Source organism: Peribacillus glennii, from assembly GCF_003429105.1.
GTDB lineage: Bacteria > Bacillota > Bacilli > Bacillales > DSM-1321 > Peribacillus > Peribacillus glennii.
Genome location: NZ_QVTD01000005.1, coordinates 185,142 through 204,011, shown reverse-complemented (window position 1 = coordinate 204,011; position 18,870 = coordinate 185,142). Strand labels below are relative to the sequence as shown.

The 18,870-nt window shown below is 42.1% G+C and carries 15 protein-coding genes and 1 other RNA gene; 11 read left to right on the top strand and 5 right to left on the bottom strand.

Going from position 1 to position 18,870, the window contains the following annotated elements:
* Positions 1 to 221 precede the first annotated feature (221 nt).
* From D0466_RS10445 to D0466_RS10420, 6 genes are all read left to right on the top strand, one after another.
* Positions 222 to 1,886 carry a ribulokinase gene (locus D0466_RS10445; protein WP_117322504.1) on the top strand — a complete coding sequence of 555 codons (1,665 nt, stop codon included), beginning with the start codon at positions 222 to 224 and terminating at the stop codon, positions 1,884 to 1,886.
* Positions 1,887 to 1,927: 41 nt separating this feature from the next.
* On the top strand, positions 1,928 to 2,899 hold the full coding sequence (locus tag D0466_RS10440; RefSeq protein ID WP_117322503.1) for a tripartite tricarboxylate transporter substrate binding protein: 972 nt from the start codon (positions 1,928 to 1,930) through the stop codon (positions 2,897 to 2,899).
* A 61-nt stretch (positions 2,900 to 2,960) separates the two neighbouring features.
* Complete coding sequence (locus D0466_RS10435) at positions 2,961 to 3,395, top strand: tripartite tricarboxylate transporter TctB family protein (protein WP_117322502.1); 435 nt, start codon at positions 2,961 to 2,963, stop codon at positions 3,393 to 3,395.
* A gap of 20 nt (positions 3,396 to 3,415) precedes the next feature.
* Positions 3,416 to 4,909 carry a tripartite tricarboxylate transporter permease gene (locus D0466_RS10430; protein ID WP_233522610.1) on the top strand — a complete coding sequence of 498 codons (1,494 nt, stop codon included), beginning with the start codon at positions 3,416 to 3,418 and terminating at the stop codon, positions 4,907 to 4,909.
* Entirely contained in the window at positions 4,902 to 5,951 is a 1,050-nt protein-coding gene (locus D0466_RS10425; protein ID WP_117322501.1) for a sialidase family protein, read from the top strand. Before D0466_RS10430 ends, D0466_RS10425 begins: the two co-directional genes overlap by 8 nt.
* A 146-nt stretch (positions 5,952 to 6,097) precedes the next feature.
* Positions 6,098 to 7,594, top strand: a complete 1,497-nt coding sequence (locus D0466_RS10420; protein WP_199484537.1) for an FAD-dependent oxidoreductase — start codon at positions 6,098 to 6,100, stop codon at positions 7,592 to 7,594.
* A gap of 391 nt (positions 7,595 to 7,985) precedes the next feature.
* Here the strand turns inward: D0466_RS10420 and D0466_RS22895 are convergent, their stop codons facing one another.
* On the bottom strand, positions 7,986 to 8,168 hold the full coding sequence (locus D0466_RS22895; protein WP_117322500.1) for a hypothetical protein: 183 nt from the start codon (positions 8,166 to 8,168) through the stop codon (positions 7,986 to 7,988).
* Between the two features lie 255 nt (positions 8,169 to 8,423).
* On the opposite strand from D0466_RS22895, the gene D0466_RS10410 reads away from it, so the two are divergent.
* The 4 genes from D0466_RS10410 (at position 8,424) to ssrA (ending at position 12,846) form a co-directional block, all read left to right on the top strand.
* Positions 8,424 to 9,164: an alpha/beta hydrolase gene (locus D0466_RS10410; RefSeq protein WP_117322499.1), complete on the top strand. Its 741-nt coding sequence runs from the start codon at positions 8,424 to 8,426 to the stop codon at positions 9,162 to 9,164.
* A 71-nt stretch (positions 9,165 to 9,235) separates the two neighbouring features.
* Positions 9,236 to 11,614, top strand: a complete 2,379-nt coding sequence (gene rnr, locus D0466_RS10405; RefSeq protein WP_117322498.1) for a ribonuclease R — start codon at positions 9,236 to 9,238, stop codon at positions 11,612 to 11,614.
* A 275-nt stretch (positions 11,615 to 11,889) separates the two neighbouring features.
* Positions 11,890 to 12,357, top strand: coding sequence for an SsrA-binding protein SmpB (gene smpB / locus D0466_RS10400; RefSeq protein ID WP_117322645.1), 468 nt, complete (start codon positions 11,890 to 11,892; stop codon positions 12,355 to 12,357).
* A 127-nt stretch (positions 12,358 to 12,484) separates the two neighbouring features.
* Positions 12,485 to 12,846, top strand: a transfer-messenger RNA (tmRNA) gene (gene ssrA / locus D0466_RS10395).
* Positions 12,847 to 13,020: 174 nt separating this feature from the next.
* On the opposite strand, the gene D0466_RS10390 is transcribed toward ssrA, so the two are convergent.
* From D0466_RS10390 to D0466_RS10375, 4 genes are all read right to left on the bottom strand, one after another.
* Positions 13,021 to 14,277, bottom strand: coding sequence for an MFS transporter (locus D0466_RS10390; protein ID WP_117322497.1), 1,257 nt, complete (start codon positions 14,275 to 14,277; stop codon positions 13,021 to 13,023).
* A 221-nt stretch (positions 14,278 to 14,498) separates the two neighbouring features.
* Positions 14,499 to 15,149 (bottom strand): TetR/AcrR family transcriptional regulator, encoded by a 651-nt coding sequence (locus D0466_RS10385; RefSeq protein WP_117322496.1) that lies wholly within the window; start codon positions 15,147 to 15,149, stop codon positions 14,499 to 14,501.
* A 74-nt stretch (positions 15,150 to 15,223) separates the two neighbouring features.
* Positions 15,224 to 16,252 carry an ABC transporter permease gene (locus tag D0466_RS10380; protein WP_117322495.1) on the bottom strand — a complete coding sequence of 343 codons (1,029 nt, stop codon included), beginning with the start codon at positions 16,250 to 16,252 and terminating at the stop codon, positions 15,224 to 15,226.
* Position 16,253: 1 nt separating this feature from the next.
* Positions 16,254 to 16,979: an ABC transporter ATP-binding protein gene (locus tag D0466_RS10375; RefSeq protein ID WP_117322494.1), complete on the bottom strand. Its 726-nt coding sequence runs from the start codon at positions 16,977 to 16,979 to the stop codon at positions 16,254 to 16,256.
* A 340-nt stretch (positions 16,980 to 17,319) separates the two neighbouring features.
* Between D0466_RS10375 and D0466_RS10370 the strand changes: the two genes are divergently transcribed.
* Positions 17,320 to 18,849, top strand: a complete 1,530-nt coding sequence (locus tag D0466_RS10370) for a Ppx/GppA phosphatase family protein (RefSeq protein ID WP_233522609.1) — start codon at positions 17,320 to 17,322, stop codon at positions 18,847 to 18,849.
* Positions 18,850 to 18,870 lie beyond the last annotated feature (21 nt).

Here is an 18,870-nt window from a genome sequence, read left to right as displayed (position 1 = left end):
ATGCTAAAACGTTTTACCTATCTTAATCATACTTGTAATATGGCGATTCTCGTCTCACTGCTTTGAATCCCGATTTCATTTTACAATAGAGAAGTACTAATTTTATCTTCCCAGGGTTTCGACTGCGTTAAAGACTTTCGATTATATAGGATTTGGTTACCGAACTTGATTGGAACTAATTATAAGGCCAAAGGTAACCACTAAGGATAAGGAGGGAAGAAATGACAGCTAAATATGCAATAGGTGTCGATTACGGAACTCAGTCGGGCAGGGTCTTACTTGTTAATGTTCAAACAGGCGAGGAACTAGCGGTTTGTGTAAACCCTTACAAAAGTGGTGTCATAGACAACGTCCTTCCAAGTGGAACGGTTCTTGGACATGACTGGGCTTTGCAACACCCTGACGATTATTTGGAAGTGCTGTACCAAATGATTCCGAAGGTTATGCAATCGGTTCAGGTGAAACCTGAAGACGTTATTGGGATCGGAATCGATTTTACATCCTGTACGATGATGCCATTGAATGAGGACATGGAGCCTTTATGTTTGGATCTGAAATGGAGGGATAACCCCCATAGTTGGGTTAAGCTCTGGAAACATCATGCCGCTCAAAGCGAGGCGGACGAGATTACGGAGCTGGCGGAGAAACGAGGAGAAGCATTTTTAAGTCGATATGGTGGGAAAATTTCCTCTGAATGGATGCTTCCCAAAATTCTTCAAATTTTGCGAGAGTCCCCGGATGTGTTTGAAGCAACCGATGTGTTTTTTGAAGCGTGTGACTGGCTTACATACAAATTGACAGGAAATATATCCAGAAGCAGTTCAACCAGCGGATACAAAAGCTTTTGGCACAAAGAGGATGGATATCCTGACAAAGATTTTTTCTCGGAGTTGGATCCTCGGCTGGAGAACATTCTGGATACAAAGATGGGCGGGCCGATCGTTCCTGTCGGAAATAGAGCAGGCGAGTTAACCGAGGCGATGGCAAAAAGAATTGGGCTACTGCCAGGCACGTCCGTTGCAGTTGGAATCATTGACGCCCATGCTTCTGTTCCTGCGGTGGGGGCGGTCCGAGAAGGTCAGTTGGTCATGGCGATGGGCACTTCCACCTGCCATATGCTTCTATCGCATAAAGAAACGAAGGTCGAAGGAGTTTGCGGAGTAGTAGAAGACGGAATGATCCCAGGCACTTTTGGGTATGAGGCTGGACAAGCCGCAGTCGGAGATATCTTTGCTTGGTTTGTGGAGCACGGAATACCGGAGTATGTTAAGTTTCAGGCAGATCAGGAAAATGTGGGCATTCATGAATGGCTGGAGAAAAATGCATCCGCTTACAAACCTGGCCAAACCGGGCTTCTCGCTCTGGATTGGTGGAATGGAAATCGCTCGGTACTTGTGGATGCGGATTTGTCGGGTTTGATCCTTGGTTACACTTTGGCCACTAAACCGGAAGAAATTTACCGTGCGCTCTTAGAAGCTACCGCATTTGGTACTCGTAAAATCATAGACAGCTTTCTGGAATCTGGTTTAGAAGTGAAAGAAATTTTTGCTTGCGGAGGACTTCCTCAGCGAAACAGGCTTTTGATGCAAATCTATGCGGATGTGACCAATCGGGAAATCAAAGTAGCTGAATCGTCACAGGATCCTGCCCTTGGAGCTGCCATGTTTGGAGCAGTGGCGGCTGGAAAAGACAAGGGGGGCTATGACAATATAATTGAAGCTGCAGAAAAGATGGCGCGTGTGAAAGAAGAATTTTTCGTCCCAATTCAAGAACATGTAGACAAATATAACAAGCTATATAAGCACTATTTGAAACTCCACGATTATTTTGGGTATGGGGAAAACGATGTCATGGTGGAGTTGAAAAACCTTAAAAACAGCATGTAGGCTTTCTTAGCCAAAAATATAAGAAAAAGGGGATAAGTTTTATGAAAAAGTTAGCTTCAACCATTGTTTTTATTTTTATGGCTACACTACTGATTGGATGCAGCAGTGACAGCAGTGCGACAAAGGAAAATAAGTTTCCAGAAAAAGATATTACGCTTATCGTTCCTAAGGCTCCAGGAGGAGGAACCGACCTTACGGCACGAGGTTTAGCTGAATATGCCAAAAAGCAAATCGACCAAAATATTGTAGTGGTAAATAAGCCTAGCGGCAATGGTGTTACCGGGATGGTCGAAGGATCAAAAGCCAAGAAGGACGGCTATACATTAACAATGACCACAGTAGAATTGGCCATGCTTCCACACATGAATCGCTCACCTGTAGATTACAAAGACTTTAGTCCTATCGTAGCTCCAATTGCCGATCCGGCTTCCATAATGGTTCCTGCAGATGCACCTTATAACACCTTAGAGGAATTTCTTGAACATGCCAAGAAAAACCCTGGGAAACTTAAGGTTGGAAATTCAGGAGTAGGCACTATTTTCCACTTAGCTTCTGTCGCAGTTGAAGATAAGACCGGTGTTAAGTTTACACACGTCCCCTACAATGAAGGAAGCGCTCCAGCGGTTGCAGCTTTAGTTGGCGGTCATCTTGATGCCGTATCTGTGGCACCTGGAATTGCTAAGGCACAAATTGATGCTGGCAAGATAAAAGTATTAGCTATTATGAGTGACGAGAAACTTCCACTGTTCCCAGAGGTACCAACTTTCAAAGAACTAGGTTATGACATCACCATCCGAGCATGGGCAGCATTAAACGCTCCGGCGGATACACCGGATGAAATCATGGACTCTTTGAATGAGATATTCAGTAAAACTTCAAAGGATCCTGAATTTAAGAAGTTCTTGGAAAAACAAGGGATTCAACCGGTTGAAATAGAGGGCGAAGAGCTTAAAAATATGATCGAAGAAGATCACAATTACTATGGGGAATTATTGAAGGATATGAAATTGTAGATACAAAATGCGTTAGGTGATGGGATCATGCATCATCTAGCGCCAGTTAAGGAGGGTATGCATGAGAAAAGGCAATTTTATCGTTGCGATTTTAACCATGATCTTTGGAGTGGCTGTCATATATCTTTCAAAAGATTTTCCGAGAGTGGTATCGGACGCCCCAGGTCCGGGGGTTTTCCCAACTATTTTAGGATATCTCAGTATCTTTTTAGGGGTTCTTCTGTTTATATCCAATTTAAAGAATAAGGATATTAAGAAAATATATTTTTTTACAAAAGAAAACAAGCAGGTTTATGGCTTGGTTGCTATTGTAATAATCTATTCAATTTCACTTAATTTTATTGGTTTTTTATGGACTACCATTGCCTTTTTATTAACATCTATTTATTTTATGGGGTATAGGAAGAAAATGTATCTAATCCCGGTATCAGTTCTTTTTACCCTGTTCATCTATTTTGTTTTTGCTGTTTTGTTCGGAACACCATTACCAACCTAGTAACATGTTGAGGTGATTATATGATTGAAAATTTAATGGCTGCTTTCTCCAATGTGTTTTCATTTACGTCCATAACCGTTATATTTCTAGGTGTTTTGGTCGGCATCATTATTGGGGCCTTGCCAGGGTTAACAACAACTATGGGGGTTGCCCTTTTATTCCCTTTAACATTCAACTTAGAGGGCATAACTGGCATTCTTATGCTTCTTGGCATATATTGTGGTGCCGGTTATGGAGGATCGATCTCCTCCATTCTACTTAATACACCTGGAAACCCAGGTGCTGTTGTCACTGGATTGGATGGATATCCGATGGCTCAAAAGGGTGAGGCGGACCGGGCACTAGCCATTTCGACGTATTCTTCCGGTGTTGGTGGAATGTTTAGCGCTTTAGTATTAATATTCTTAGCACCCTTATTAGCAACAGTGGCCCTTCAATTCGGCCCGCCGGAGTTCTTTGCTCTTGCGATATTTGGCTTAAGCATCATTACCAGTATTTCCGGTAAATCCATTCTTAAAGGATTGATTGGAGGTGCGATTGGGTTGTTTATCGCCACCATTGGGCTGGATAGTATTACCGGGATGACACGTTTTACGTTTGATACAATGTATCTCATGGGCGGGGTTTCCTTTATTCCCATCCTTATCGGATTATTTGCTTTTTCACAAGTATTAATGACCGTAGAAGAAGGCGTTGGAGAAAATGTTGAAAAAATTAAAGTGAAAATTCAGAGAGTATTGCCGACGAAGGAAGATATCAAAAAAACGAATTACCCAATCTTTCAGGGAAGCTTGATTGGATCCATTATCGGAGCAATTCCCGGAACAGGTGGGGATATCGCGGCCTTTCTTTCTTATAATCAAACGAAAAAATCCTCCAAAGAGCCTGAAAAATTCGGTAAGGGGGCACCTGAAGGCATTGCTGCTCCAGAAGCGGCAAATAACAGTGTGACCGGTGGAGCAATGGTGCCGCTGCTTACACTTGGGATACCAGGGGATACAGTTACGGCTATTATTTTAGGGGCACTTATGGTTCAAGGACTTCAGCCAGGGCCTTTGCTATTTACGGAACATCCTGATCAAATTTACGGCATTTATACAGGCTTTATTCTTGCAAATATCTTTATGATTATTTTGGGGTTTTTGTTCATTAGGCCTTTTACAAAGGTACTAAATATACCAAAACCCATTTTGACACCGATTATTTTAGTATTATGCGTAGTTGGCTCATTTTCAATGAATAACGATATCATTGATGTCTATATTATGGTTGCTGCTGGCTTTATTGGTTATTTTCTTCTAAAATTGGATTTCCCTATTTCGCCAATCATCATAGCTCTTGTTTTGGGCCCAATGCTGGAATCGAACTTTAGGAGATCGTTAGTCATGTCTCAAGGGGACTACAGTATATTTATGATGAGACCTATCAGTGCCGGCCTTATATTGCTTACGGTCTTAACGCTGTTTGGGCCAATTCTATGGAATCGGTTTAAAAAGAGGGAAAGCCATGCCTAAAATAAAACAAATAAAAAAAGAAATAGTTATGAAACAAAAACAAGATTACTTCAACAATTGCCATGCATCCACCATTACTAAACTTCCTAATGGAGAATTACTTGTCGCTTATTTTGCAGGCACTCGGGAAGGCACAGGGGATACCGCCATTTGGTTATCGAGGAAAGTGAATGGCAAGTGGCTGGAACCGGAACGGAAAATCTATAGAGAGGGCATTCCACATTGGAATCCAGTGCTTCATCTCAACGAAAATAAAATTCACTTGTACTATAAAGTTGGGGATACGGTTCACACCTGGAAAACAATGTATACCGTTTCTGAGGATTTTGGACATTCATGGACCGAAAGCCAGGAACTTGTGCAAGGGGATATCCTTCCACGAGGACCTGTGAAAAATAAAGTGATCGTTCTTTCCAATGGATGGTGGATAGCACCTGGATCTATTGAAGATGATCGTGAATGGGATGCTTTTGTGGACATTTCTAAAGACAAAGGCCATTCTTGGTTAAAGAAAGACGTCCCAATTGATCATAAGATGGAGAAAGAACATACGGATAGGATTTGGGAGGGACTAAAAGAGGAAGCCTTATGGGAATGCGATTTAGAAAAAGTGTTTCAATGGGACGGTGTCATCCAGCCGACGTTATGGGAGTCCGAACCGGGGCGTGTGCATATGTTGCTTAGGAGCACGAGGGGGAAAATCTACAGAAGCGACTCTAAGGACTATGGCGCCACCTGGTGCCCGGCATATCCGACTCAGTTGCCCAATAATAATAGCGGTATAGATGTGGTGAAATTTAATAATGGAGATTTGGCATTAGTATATAATCCGGTTTCCGGAAATTGGACGGAAAGGTCCCCTATTTCAATAAGCCTCTCCCTTGATAATGGCGCATCTTGGACTGAACCGCATCATCTTGAACTAGAAAAAGGGGAATTTTCCTATCCAGCCATTATAAGCGTTGATGATGAGCTCCATGTGACCTACACATGGAACAGGAAAAATATAATCTATCATTATATAAAGATTTCGGAAATTTAAGACTTCTCTTATTAAGTACGCTGAAATTTTTATTTAGAAATATGCTTAACTCATTAATAGAAAAGTGAGATTCGAATTGTACATCATCTAAATAATTAACTATTTAATCAAAGGGACAGTAAATATTTATTGGAGGTGAAGAGGAAATGATCTCTAAAGAATATGATGTAATCATAATGGGGGGAGGCCCTTCTGGGTTTATTGCCGCTATTGCAGCCGGGAGGGCAGGGGTTCGGACGCTACTCGTAGATAAGAACGGTTTTCTCGGAGGGGCACCTACTTCGGCAGCTCTAGGGCCTATATCCCCATTTCATTTTGGAGATGAACAAGTGGTTAAAGGAATTCCTCAGGAATTCATTGATAGAATGGTGGAATATGGGGCAAGCACAGGGCACATGAAAACTCTTTATGAGCATGGAAGTGGTTCTTATTCTTGTTTCTATGACAGAGAAAGATATAAGTGGATCGCTTATGAAATGGTGAAGGAAGCAGGAGTTGATGTATTATTTCATTCTTTTTTCAACCGTACCATCGTTGAAGGGAATCGTGTCACAGGCATAAATGTAGTAAACAAATCAGGAGAAAATATATTAAAAGCTAAAATAGTGGTAGATGCGACTGGTGACGGTGATGTGGCAGAAAAAGCAGGGGCGGAATTTACTTTTGGACGAATGAAAGATGGAAAAACACAGCCAGCAACCCTTATGTTCGAAATGGGTAATGTGAATACCGAAAAGCTTTACCAATTTATGTTGGAAAACCCGGATGAATTCGAGTGGAAATCTGATTTTGTTCCAGTAAGGAAGTTCTCTGATAAATTATCCAAAAAGTATTTTGTTGCTCAAGGATTTAATAGATTTGTAAGAGAGGCCATTAATAAGGAAGAACTCTATATTGGAAGAGATTCTATATTGCTTCTTAACTCGATTCATCCTGGAATCATTCATTTTAATTCCACAAGAGTGGTTAATATTGATGCAACGGATGGAGACGGCCGGACGAAAGCGGAGATTGATGGACGCAGACAGGTTGAATCCATTGTTAAATTCATGACCAAGTATGTCCCTGGTTTTGAGAATGCGTTTCTGAGCGTTACAGGGAATGAAATTGGTGTTCGGGAAACGAGGCATATTATCGGAAACTATGTCCTTACAGCTGATGATGTTACTAATGGACGAAAACAAGAAGATGTCATAGCTAGAGGATACTTTCCAATTGACGTTCATAATATGGTAGGAAGAGAAGGTTACGGACAATCCGATGACGCAGGTGTATGGACCGATCTAAAAGATTCATATGATATACCATACAGAGCCCTTATTCCGACTGGAGTAGATGGATTAGTCATAGCGGGAAGGTGTATTTCTGCCACAAGCGAAGCTCATGGTTCTTTCAGAACGCAGGGTGGTGTCATGGCGATTGGACAAGCAGCCGGATCCGCAGCAGCTTTGAGTGTATTAAATAATGTACATCCAAGAGATCTTGACGTAGAGAAACTACAGGAATATTTGATTGAAAATAGAGCTTCATTAAGACGTGATCCAATTGCAGTAGAGAATGAAAAATGGAAAGCATTACAATCAGTGAAGAATTTTTTAGCTGATAACCCTAATAATATTACCTCATCTGTTTTTCAGGGCTAAGAAAAATTTGTAGTAGAAAGGCTCTTGAAAAAAATGTTTTTTAGTGCAGGATATAACTCGGGTTTATTTGCTCTGAAAAATGAGCATTGGAGCTCAAAAATGATAAAAATGTTGACACTATAATACTCCTTCCTAAGTAAGAGCTGAACTAACTGATCAATAATAAAGTTTGAATTTGACGATTCTTCTATTTGAAGAATCGTTATTTCTTTTTCAATATTGGTGTCTATTATAGTCGTCCGGTATTTTGATGAGTGACTTGAATGACATATTCTATTGGCAATACAAGTTGCTAAATGTCTTAATGAACGGATTTCGAGCAGTTCGAAGGTATGATGGTAGTGGAAGAAACCTCTGAGACCTCATAGGCCAAAATTTCATTCGTAACATCCTAATATAAAAACAGGTAGGTAATGTCAGTAAAGATGACCTCCTGTTTGAACTCCCTGTTAAGCAGGTTTGGCACGACCTCGTGCTCCTCAAAAGGTGGAGTCCGCCTCCTGCCTGGCGTATTTTTCTTCGAATGTGAGTTAACCTTCCTGGTATCACCAAGCTCCCCGGTTTCATTCAACATAAAAAGACCCTGTAGAGCCGTTTTTTTTAGTGTCTACTCTGCAGGGTACAGTTTAAGGATCTCCCGACTTTTTTATGTCACCATTTTTAAGCTAACATATGGCTTCAAACCGAGATGTTTGTTTTAATAGAAGTTAGTTTCGAAAGGTTTTAAATGCCAATCCGCGGATAAAATATACCTATCTGGCGGACTTGGCCCATCATTTTGAAATGCACCGGGATTCAACAAGAAGTATAAAAAGGGGATTGTTTTATTATGAAAATTAAACTGCCGCAGCCATTCACTTTTGAAGGAGGAAAACGGGCGGTATTGCTCCTTCATGGATTTACAGGCAATTCTTCCGATGTGCGGATGCTTGGCCGCTATTTGGAGAAACGAGGCTATACCTGCCACGCGCCGCAATATAAAGGGCACGGGGTGCCGCCTGAGGAATTGGTCAAGTCTGGTCCAAAGGATTGGTGGAAGGACGTCATGATGGCTTATGATTACCTGAAAAGCAGGGGGCACGATGAAATTGCTGTTGCCGGACTTTCATTAGGAGGCGTATTTTCCCTTAAATTAGGTTACACTGTGCCTATAAAGGGTATCGTCCCTATGTGTGCGCCGATGTATATAAAAAGTGAGGAAACCATGTATGAAGGAGTTTTGGAGTATGCCAGGGAATTTAAGAAGCGTGAAGCAAAAGACCCTGAGCAAATCGAAATGGAAATGGGACAGTTTCAACCTATGGAAACGTTAAAAGCACTGCAGGGCCTCATTTCCGATGTCCGCCATCATATCGATCATGTTTATGCTCCGGTATTCGTTGCACAGGCAAGGCATGATAAGATGATCAATACTGACAGCGCAAATATCATTTATAATGAAGTCGAATCTGATATGAAGGATTTGAAATGGTATGAGGAGTCAGGCCATGTCATTACACTGGATAAGGAACGCGAGCAGCTTCATGAAGATGTGTATCGTTTTTTAGAAAAGCTGGATTGGACTGAATGATCGCTGCCGGCTTTCTCCTTCATAGCCGAAAAAATAATTAGCAATTTGCCCGATAAAGGAGGGTTTTTAATATGGAAGAAAATATCCGTAACCATATGGATAGGCTTCTCTCTTATATGAAGGAGGAAGCATATAAGCCATTGACGGTCCAGGAGCTCGAGGAAGCTTTGGGTGTGGAAGACTCAATAGATTTTAAGGATTTTGTTAAGGCGCTTGTGAAAATGGAAGAAAAGGGCCTGATCGTGAGGACAAGAAGCAATCGCTATGGATTGCCGCAAAAAATGAACTTGATACGAGGCAAGCTGACAGGACATGCGAAAGGCTTCGCATTTGTGACCCCTGAGGATCAGCCGGGAGCGGATGATATTTTTATTCCGCCTACGGAAACGAAAAATGCGATGCATGGCGATACCGTTCTAGTCAGGGTTTCCTCGGAAAGTTCTGGTTCAAGGCGGGAAGGAACGGTTGAAAAGATCGTCGAACGCGGAATAACCGAGATCGTCGGTACATATGTGGAAAGCAAAAATTTCGGTTTTGTTATACCGGATGACAAGAAAATCCCGAATGACATCTTCATTGCAAAAAATGTTTCTGCCGGTGCGGTGGAAGGGCATAAGGTAGTTGTCCGGCTAACATCTTATCCAGAAGGCCGTGTGAGTGCCGAGGGTGAGGTTATCGAAATACTCGGGCATAAAAATGATCCTGGGGTGGACATCCTTTCCATCATACACAAGCATGGATTGCCGATGGAATTTCCTGATGATGTCATGACCCAGGCGAATGAAATACCTGATACGATTGAAGAAAGCCAGATTGGTGACAGGCGGGACCTGCGAAATGAAACGATTGTTACAATTGACGGTGCCGACGCTAAAGATTTGGATGATGCAGTCACCGTCACCAGGCTTGAAAACGGCAATTACAAACTCGGTGTACATATTGCCGATGTAAGCCATTATGTCACTGAAAATTCTCCAATCGACCGTGAAGCGTTCGAACGTGGGACCAGTGTCTATCTCGTGGACCGGGTAATTCCGATGATCCCGCACCGCCTTTCGAACGGGATTTGTTCGTTGAATCCTAGAGTGGACCGGTTTACGCTATCTTGTGAAATGGAAATAAACGAGCAGGGCGAAGTGGTTGAACACGAAATTTTCCAGAGCGTCATTAAGACGACGGAACGTATGACATATGGGGATGTAAATAAAATCCTCGTCGATAAAGACGAAGAGCTTCATAAACGGTACGAGCCTTTAATTCCGATGTTTGACGAGATGGAAAAACTTGCCCAGATTCTTCGCGGCAAACGGATGAACAGGGGAGCTATTGACTTTGATTTCAAAGAGGCCAGGGTTCTGGTCGATGACGAAGGACATCCGACTGATGTCGTTTTAAGGGAACGTTCAGTTGCTGAGAAACTGATAGAGGAATTCATGCTTGCTGCAAATGAAACGGTCGCCGAGCATTTTCATTGGATGGATGTACCGTTCCTGTATCGCATACACGAAGATCCAAAGGAAGAAAAATTACAGCGCTTCTTTGAATTCATTACGAATTTTGGATATATTGTAAGGGGAAAGGCGAATTCTGTCCATCCTCGGGCCCTTCAGGAAATCATTGAAGCAGTTGAAGGCAAACCGGAGGAAATGGTCATATCCACAGTAATGCTCCGATCGATGCAACAGGCAAAATATGATCCTGAAAGCCTGGGGCACTTTGGATTATCGACTGACTTTTATACACATTTCACGTCGCCAATCCGCCGTTATCCGGATTTAATCGTCCACCGGTTGATCAGGACTTATCTCATAGAAGGGAAGCTGGATGAAGCGACACGTGAAAAGTGGAATGCACAGATGCAGGAAATTGCGGACCACACATCAAAACGGGAACGGCGCGCAGTCGATGCTGAACGAGAAACGGACGAGCTGAAAAAAGCGGAGTTCATGCTTGATAAAATTGGGCAGGAATATGACGGTATAATCGGCTCTGTGACGAACTTCGGAATGTTTGTCGAACTGCCGAACACGATCGAGGGCCTTGTCCATGTAAGTGCCATGTCTGATGATTATTATCGTTTTGATGAACGCCAGCTCGCAATGATCGGGGAACGAACAGCAAAGGTGTTCCGTATTGGCGATGAAATTTCCATTCGTGTCGCGAATGTGAACAAGGATGAGCGGGCCGTGGATTTTGAAATTATCGGGATGAAGAATAGCCGCAGTCGTGAGATGGGTGAAAAGCGGGTTTTTAAAGCAGCGCCAAGCACCAGAAGCCGCAAAAAAGGCGGGAATGACGAAGGGCGCCAGGGAAGAGGCCACGGCGACCGGGGCAGGAATTCATCCTCTGAAGGCGGATCCTCAGCGGGAAGGAAACCAAAGAAAAAGAAGAAGTTCTATGAAAATGCTCCTTCAGCCAAGCGGAATAAAAGGAAATCGAAAAAGAGATAGCACGCTCTAGCGTGTTGGAATAAATGCCGAGCGGAATTTTATGCACAATGAGGATTTTGAGCGTAAATCCCATTATTATTAGCGGTTATGTGGATTATCAGCGAAAAGTGGAAATTCAATTTTTTCAGCGCTTATTTGGATTGATCAGCGAAAATCCTTTTTTATCAGCTAACGGTATACACAAACAAGAAGGAGGGCCTCTTAATACAGGCTCTCTTTCATATTTGAAGTATGCCAGGAAATTTGATACAATAAAATGTCAGGGGGGAGAAGAGATGCCAAAAGGAGAGGGCAAGCAAGTCGCACAAAATAAAAAAGCAAATCATGATTATTTTATTGAAGAAACATTTGAGGCCGGTGTCGTCCTGCAGGGAACAGAGATTAAATCCATCCGTGCCGGCAAGGTTAATATGAGGGATTCCTTCGCGAAAATTGAGCGGGGCGAGGTTTTTCTGCATAACATGCATATCAGCCCTTATGAACAGGGGAATCGCTATAACCATGAGCCGCTCCGTACCCGGAAACTGCTGCTGCACCGCAAGCAGATCAATAAGCTCATAGGCGAGACGAAGGAAGTAGGCTACACCATCGTGCCGTTGAAGGTTTATTTAAAAAATGGCTTTGCCAAAGTATTGATCGGTCTCGGTAAAGGTAAAAAGCAGTATGATAAGCGGGAAGATTTAAAGAAGAAGGAAGCAAAACGGGATATTGAGCGAGCGTTCCGTGACCGGCAGAAGATATAAATTTTGACAGTACCTTACAATTGAAATTTGCTGCAAATATGGTATAATGATTCATGTACCAATAACAACTGAATATCAGCAATAGAGCTTGCTGCTATTCAAATCTCGTATGCTCCATTTTCATCATGGGGACGTTACGGATTCGACAGGGATAGTTCGAGCTTAGGTTGCGAGTCGAGGGGATCGGCCTCGTTAAAACGTCAAAGCCTATAACTGGCAAACAAAACAACAACCTCGCTTTCGCTGCTTAATAACAGTTGATTGCGGTTCCTCCCTCCATTGCCCATGTGGTAGGGTAAGGGACTCACTTTAAGTGGGCTACGCCGGATTCCACCGCCTGAGGATGAAGGAAGAGAACAACCAGGCTAGCTGCTCTGCCGCCCGTCGATAGGCAAACGAGCCAGCGAAACGCGAATATATCGACTACACTCGTAGAAGCTTAAGTGCCGTTATGTCTGGACGTGGGTTCGACTCCCACCGTCTCCACTTACATAGTGGATTTAAATAACACAACAAAATGTCGGTTTAATCATATAGTGGCACACTTATGATTAAAATTGCAATTCTTAGTAAAAAAACCAAGCATGTTTCAATGCTTGGTTTTTTCATATGCTCTTGAGGATCCCTGTCCACATCGATGGCAGCGAGCGAATACTCAAGCCATTAAGAAGTCCGTAAAACGTATTTTTCCTCTTTGATCAAAACGGCACCTAATACTCCGGCCAAAGAAAAAAGGACAGGAATGATAAATCCATAATGATAGCCGATATTTATAGAATCGTGAGGAAAAAGATCCAGTACATTTCCAAAAATGCTTGGCAATAAAACAGCACTTAAGAATCCACCCGTATTGGCAAAACCAGTCACCACACCTACCTCTGACATGGGGAAGGACTCCCGTACTACCGAGAAAGTTAATGAGCTTGCTCCATTTCCAATTCCTATGATAAAAAGCAAAACCACTACCATGATGAATGGTGGATTTACACCGGATAAAAACAATGCGGTCCAACTAAAAACCACAATGATATGAACTAGGGTATAGACTTTTTTAATAGAACCCAGCCGGCTTGCAATCCAACCAATTAAAGGACCGCCAATCATGGCCCCAAACAGACCATACATAATAAGCTGGCTTGCCTCGGAACGGGACAAATCAAATACATGAATTCCATAAGGGACTGCCCATGAACCGATCAATCCTATATATGTGCCGACCAGCCCAAAGTGGCAAAGGAATGTTGCCCAAGCTTGTCTGGTCGAAACTATTCGGCGAAGTATGTTCCAAACACTTTCCCGGTCTTTGATAGAACTTTTCTTTCCTCCGATATCATCCTTAAATAGTTTGTTGGGTTTCGATACAAGAACAGTATATAGAAGATAAGATGATATGACTAAAATAATTCCTATGCTAAGAAATGGAACTCTCCAACCTGCGAGTGAAATCCACAAGGAAAAAGGAACGGTAGCAGATAATGAACCAAGAGCCGCAATCATTGCGACCATACCCATCAATTTTAAAAATTCCTGTGCTTTAAACCATTGACTCAAAATTAAAACCAAGTTGACAAAGATGGTTGCATCTCCAGTACCGACTAAAAACCGCGAGAAAATTAAAACATATTCATTGGGAGCAAGACTATAGAGAAGACTCCCTACTCCATTAAGGAGCGTACCTATGATAAGAAATCGATTGGGCCCATATCGGTCGGATAATAAACCAATCGGGATTTGAAGTGCTGCATAGGCTAAAAATTGAATACTGCTCATCAGACCAATGGTTGAAGCTGAAACATGAAAATCCCTCATTAATTGATCCGTAATAAGCCCTGGAGCTGTTCTTTGGCTTACCATTAAAAAGTAAGCAAATAAGACGGTGCCAAATACCACCCATCTATAGCCGCTTTCTTGTTTGTTCATCTTGGTGTACCTCCTGTTTAACATTCATATTATATGATAGCAGACTACACCGACGAAGGGTGTCCTGGGGTTTCAAGAGGTGTCTTTTCTTTCTCCATACCACTCCCCTTAGTTTAATGGCTCAAGCCATAATAAAGTTTACACCAACAAAATAAGACTGAAAAAGGCACTGTCTTTTAACGCAGTGCCTTTGGTCTTAATTGGTGCATCAACAGTGGGTTTTATCTGCCAACAGATATCCCGTGCATCAACAATTGTACCGTTCTCTGGATCTCTTCCTCATCATCCCAGTCTGCATCCGGTGCGAGCAGATATCTGGTCGCTAATAAGCCAAAAATAGCTGAAACAGTAAAACGTATAATACTGAATGGGGGCAATTCAATAATTTGACCCTTTCCCTGGTAGTGTTCCACGACTGTGCGAAATCTCTCAATTACTTTCGCGCCAATATGCTCTTTAAATTGTTCCTTTAATTCAGGCTGGAAAGGAATTTCCTGCATTAATATTTGAAACAGAGGCATATTATTTTTCAGGAATTTTGCACGGTTTTCGATCATCGCCTTTAGAAATTCTTCAAAATTCTCATATTCCTGATTCAGCACTTTATTCAAATCTTTAATGACGAAAGGTGCCACCAACTTTGCCATCATAGGGGCCACAATCGTTAAAAGCAATTCCTTTTTTGATTTATAATGCCTGAAAATCGTTCCTTCTGCTACTCCGGCTTTTTTGGCGATTTCACTTGTTGAGGTAGCAGCGTAACCCTTCTCGGCAAAGGATTCGATAGCGGCAGCAAGAATTCTCTTTTGCTTTTCGGTTAACCCCTCGTCAAAATCAAACATCTCATCGATCATCTTAATCGGTTCAGACATCTCGTGCTCCTTAGTAACTAAATATTTACAAATATATTAAAGTATTTGCAGCAAAAGGTAAAATGGTGGAGCCTCTACACTTTCCGGTACTTTCTAAGCGCAAGGATATTCAATGCTATAAACAATAGCGAGAATCCCGCCATGGCACAGACATCCAGATAAATTTCCTCCCAGCCATAACCTCTGACCATTACATCCCTCAATGCATCAGCTGCGTAATATAGGGGTGTGAAAGGTCCAATCCAGCTTAGCCATTCTGAAATGGTAGCAAGGTTGAACAGTCCGGAAAAGAAAATCTGCGGTACGACGACGATCGGGATAAATTGGATCATCTGAAGCTCGTTATTTGCGAACGCCGATAATAAAATCCCGAGTGTGAGAGCTGTCAAAGACAGGAGCAAGGTAATCAATAAGACATATAAAAACAGTCCTTCCATAAGCATTCCCAGTACAAAGATTGCATACAAAGCAATAATTGCTGCCTGGATCATGGTAAAAATTCCAAAGCCCAGTACATATCCAATTACGATTTCCCATTTGCGCAATGGACTTGAAAGCAGCCGTTCAAGTGTTCCAGTCGTCCGTTCCCTTAAGAACGATACTCCGGCGATCAGAAACACAAAGAAAAAAACGAAAAAGCCGAGAAGTACCGGTCCGAAATAATCAAACTGTCCCATCTCACTGGAGCCATGCAGGTAATTGACGTCCAATTGTAAAGAATTTACGCCAGTTTGAAGAGATTTCAGTGACGTTTGAATCCATTTTAGCGTCGCACCGTTGACACTTGGATCACTTCCTTCCAGAAAGACTGAAGGTGTTTGGTTGTCAAATATTAGATATCCGTCGATTTCCTGAATGGACAAATCCTCGTTGGCTTGACGTTCATCTTTATACATCGTAATCTCGGCATCATCCAAGTCCATTTTTTCCAAGATAGATTCAGGGATATTGACCATTCCGACCTGCGGGATATAATCATCCCCGTTAAAGACTAAATGAAGCATGGTTAATACAAGGATCGGCGCAAAAATGAGCAGTCCCATCGTCCGCTTGTCACGCACTATTTGCCGTAATATTCTGATGACCAAAGCCTTGATCCTCATATTAGGCACCTCCATAAACTAAAAATGCATCTTCAATGGTCGCAGCATTTGTGCTGGCTTTCAGATCTTCCGGCGTACCGACCGCGATAAGACTTCCGTCTCGGATTAATCCCAATCGGTCACATTTTTCCGCTTCATCCATCACATGGGTAGTCACAATAATGGTTACTCCCTTTTTCTTCAATTCATAAAAAGCAGCCCAAATGCTTTTTCTTAAAACCGGGTCAATGCCGACGGTCGGTTCATCCAGAATCAAAAGTTGCGGTTCGTGCAGCAGAGCGATGGCCAAAGACAGCCTTCTTTTCATTCCCCCAGAGTAATTGGAGACGAGTTTATTAAGGTGATTTGAAAGGTTCACAATCTGCATCACTTGTTCAATTCTTTCTCCTTGTTTTTTTCCGTTTAATCCATACAACGAAGCGAAGAATTGGAGATTTTCCCTAGCTGATAATTCTCCATAAAGGGCATCCGATTGAGCCATATAGCCCACTCGTTCAATCAGTTTTAACGAAGGCATTTTCTCTTGGAAAAGATAGTTCTCGCCTGAGGTAGGGAGATCCAAACCGACAAGCTGCTTAACTAAGGTGGTTTTACCGGCACCAGATGGGCCAAGAAGGCCAAAGATCTCACCCGGCTTGATTTCTAAATGAATATCCTTCAAAACTTGCTGTTTCCCGAACGATTTCGACACATGATTAACGGAAACAAGTGCTTCTGTTTTATTCATTTTCCCTCTCCCTCTCCCCTTTTCTAAAAGTGAGTAATCACTCACTAGAAGTATAAAAGCATAACCTTGACTTTGTAAAGTGAGTAATCACTCATTTTTATGATTGTAATTAAAATGACAAGTAACTTAAAATAAAACTAAGCAATATGGTGAAGTCTTTACGGTTCAATAAATTAAGTTATTTAAAAAATAGTAAGATTGTAATCGATTGATGGCTCATTCATTGAGAGCACTGATTTTCGGTATTTGCAATATCTTAACAAAGGGTAGACCTGGGGATCTGATTTACTCAAAATGGTCCCATTAGAAAAATAAATTGTACAGAACTGGGATGATATATATGGAAAAGAAAATAGCCGTCATCGACATTGGTTCCAATACGATCAGGTTGGTAATTTACCGGATAAAAGCGGCAGGCGGCATTAAGCAGATCGAAAATATGAAGGTAAGCGCCCGGCTCCAAAACCATCTGGATGACAGGCAGTTTTTATCGCCTGAAGGCATACATATCTTATTAGAAGCGTTACGTGTTTTTCGCGAGATTATTTCACTTCATAAGGCGGCATCAGTAAAAGTTTTTGCTACGGCTGCCATCCGGAAAGCAAAAAACCGTCAGGAGATCAAACAGAAAGTAAAGAGAGAAATTGGATTAACGATTAATGTGCTATCCGGACAAAAGGAGGCCTACTTTGGATTCCTCGGGATTATCCAGTCCACTAATCTAGATGAGGGAATTACGATTGACATAGGTGGCGGGAGCACGGAAATTACCCGCTTTTTGCATAAGAAAATTGTGAACTCCCATAGCTTTCCTTTCGGAGCGTTATCGTTAAAAAAGGAATTTATCAAAGGGCAGCTTCCAGAAGCTGATGAGTTGAGAGAATTATCTTCTTTTTTATATAGAAATTTTCAAGAAGTCGAGTGGCTGTCCAATTGCCGCCTCCCAATAATCGGCATCGGTGGAAATGCCAGAAATGTAGGGACGATTGAGCAGGCAATGAAAAACTATCCGCTTGGCTCCGTCCATCTTTACGAGATGGGACTGAAGGACATTTTGAATGTTAAAGAAAAACTGGGTTCATTGCCATTCCAGGACTTAAAAGGTGTCGAAGGACTATCGAGGGAACGCGCGGATATCATCCTTCCGGCTCTGGAAGTGTTCCTTTCGCTTTACCGGTCTGCCAGTGCGCCTTTTTTCCAATTAAGCCAAAAAGGAATCAGGGACGGGATAATAATTGATGCATTAAACAGAAAAAATCACAAACAGGATCAGCTAGATCCTGTCGACCAAAGCCTTCATGAGCTTGCCGCTGACTATGATATGAATGTGGGGAAAAAAGAACTCATTGTCACCACGGCAGCGAAGCTTTTCGGTCTGTTTCGCAAAGAAGGAATCGCAGATGTTTCGGATGGCGACCTGCAAGATTTAAAACGGGCAGGTTACGTGTACAATTTAGGAGAGTTTATTGACAGCGAATCTGTCAGCCAACATACCTTTTATCTTCTATTGAACCGAAATATTGATGGACTGCCCCATCGTGAGCGAATAAAAATTGCGTTATTGGCTTCTTATCATTCGAAAGCTTCCTTTAAACAAAATATGAAACCATTTAAAGAATGGTTTTCTGAACAAGATAGACAAAAGATGAAGTTTCTTGGGTCCCTGTTGAAGTTTTCATCCGCAGTGAATTGTACCGGCAGGAGTATTTTCCGGGATATACAGTTATACATGCGAAATGATGAAGTTCATCTGGAGCTATATTGCAATGGCAGCTGGCTTGTTGAGCAGCAGGAAGCAGAAAAACACATGAAACATCTAGAAAATGCTCTTGGGAAAAACATAAGCTTGAAATTCTCCATGCAAAATTGATTGTTTTCTAATTAATTGTGG

Bases quoted from the DNA above. Each gene is read 5' to 3' on its own strand.
- D0466_RS10445 (WP_117322504.1), top strand. From the start codon at position 222: ATGACAGCTAAATATGCAATAGGTGTCGATTACGGAACTCAGTCGGGC.
- D0466_RS10440 (WP_117322503.1), top strand. From the start codon at position 1,928: ATGAAAAAGTTAGCTTCAACCATTGTTTTTATTTTTATGGCTACACTA.
- D0466_RS10435 (WP_117322502.1), top strand. From the start codon at position 2,961: ATGAGAAAAGGCAATTTTATCGTTGCGATTTTAACCATGATCTTTGGA.
- D0466_RS10430 (WP_233522610.1), top strand. From the start codon at position 3,416: ATGATTGAAAATTTAATGGCTGCTTTCTCCAATGTGTTTTCATTTACG.
- D0466_RS10425 (WP_117322501.1), top strand. From the start codon at position 4,902: ATGCCTAAAATAAAACAAATAAAAAAAGAAATAGTTATGAAACAAAAA.
- D0466_RS10420 (WP_199484537.1), top strand. From the start codon at position 6,098: ATGATCTCTAAAGAATATGATGTAATCATAATGGGGGGAGGCCCTTCT.
- D0466_RS22895 (WP_117322500.1), bottom strand. From the start codon at position 8,168: ATGTTGAATGAAACCGGGGAGCTTGGTGATACCAGGAAGGTTAACTCA.
- D0466_RS10410 (WP_117322499.1), top strand. From the start codon at position 8,424: ATGAAAATTAAACTGCCGCAGCCATTCACTTTTGAAGGAGGAAAACGG.
- rnr (WP_117322498.1), top strand. From the start codon at position 9,236: ATGGAAGAAAATATCCGTAACCATATGGATAGGCTTCTCTCTTATATG.
- smpB (WP_117322645.1), top strand. From the start codon at position 11,890: ATGCCAAAAGGAGAGGGCAAGCAAGTCGCACAAAATAAAAAAGCAAAT.
- D0466_RS10390 (WP_117322497.1), bottom strand. From the start codon at position 14,277: ATGAACAAACAAGAAAGCGGCTATAGATGGGTGGTATTTGGCACCGTC.
- D0466_RS10385 (WP_117322496.1), bottom strand. From the start codon at position 15,149: ATGTCTGAACCGATTAAGATGATCGATGAGATGTTTGATTTTGACGAG.
- D0466_RS10380 (WP_117322495.1), bottom strand. From the start codon at position 16,252: ATGAGGATCAAGGCTTTGGTCATCAGAATATTACGGCAAATAGTGCGT.
- D0466_RS10375 (WP_117322494.1), bottom strand. From the start codon at position 16,979: ATGAATAAAACAGAAGCACTTGTTTCCGTTAATCATGTGTCGAAATCG.
- D0466_RS10370 (WP_233522609.1), top strand. From the start codon at position 17,320: ATGGAAAAGAAAATAGCCGTCATCGACATTGGTTCCAATACGATCAGG.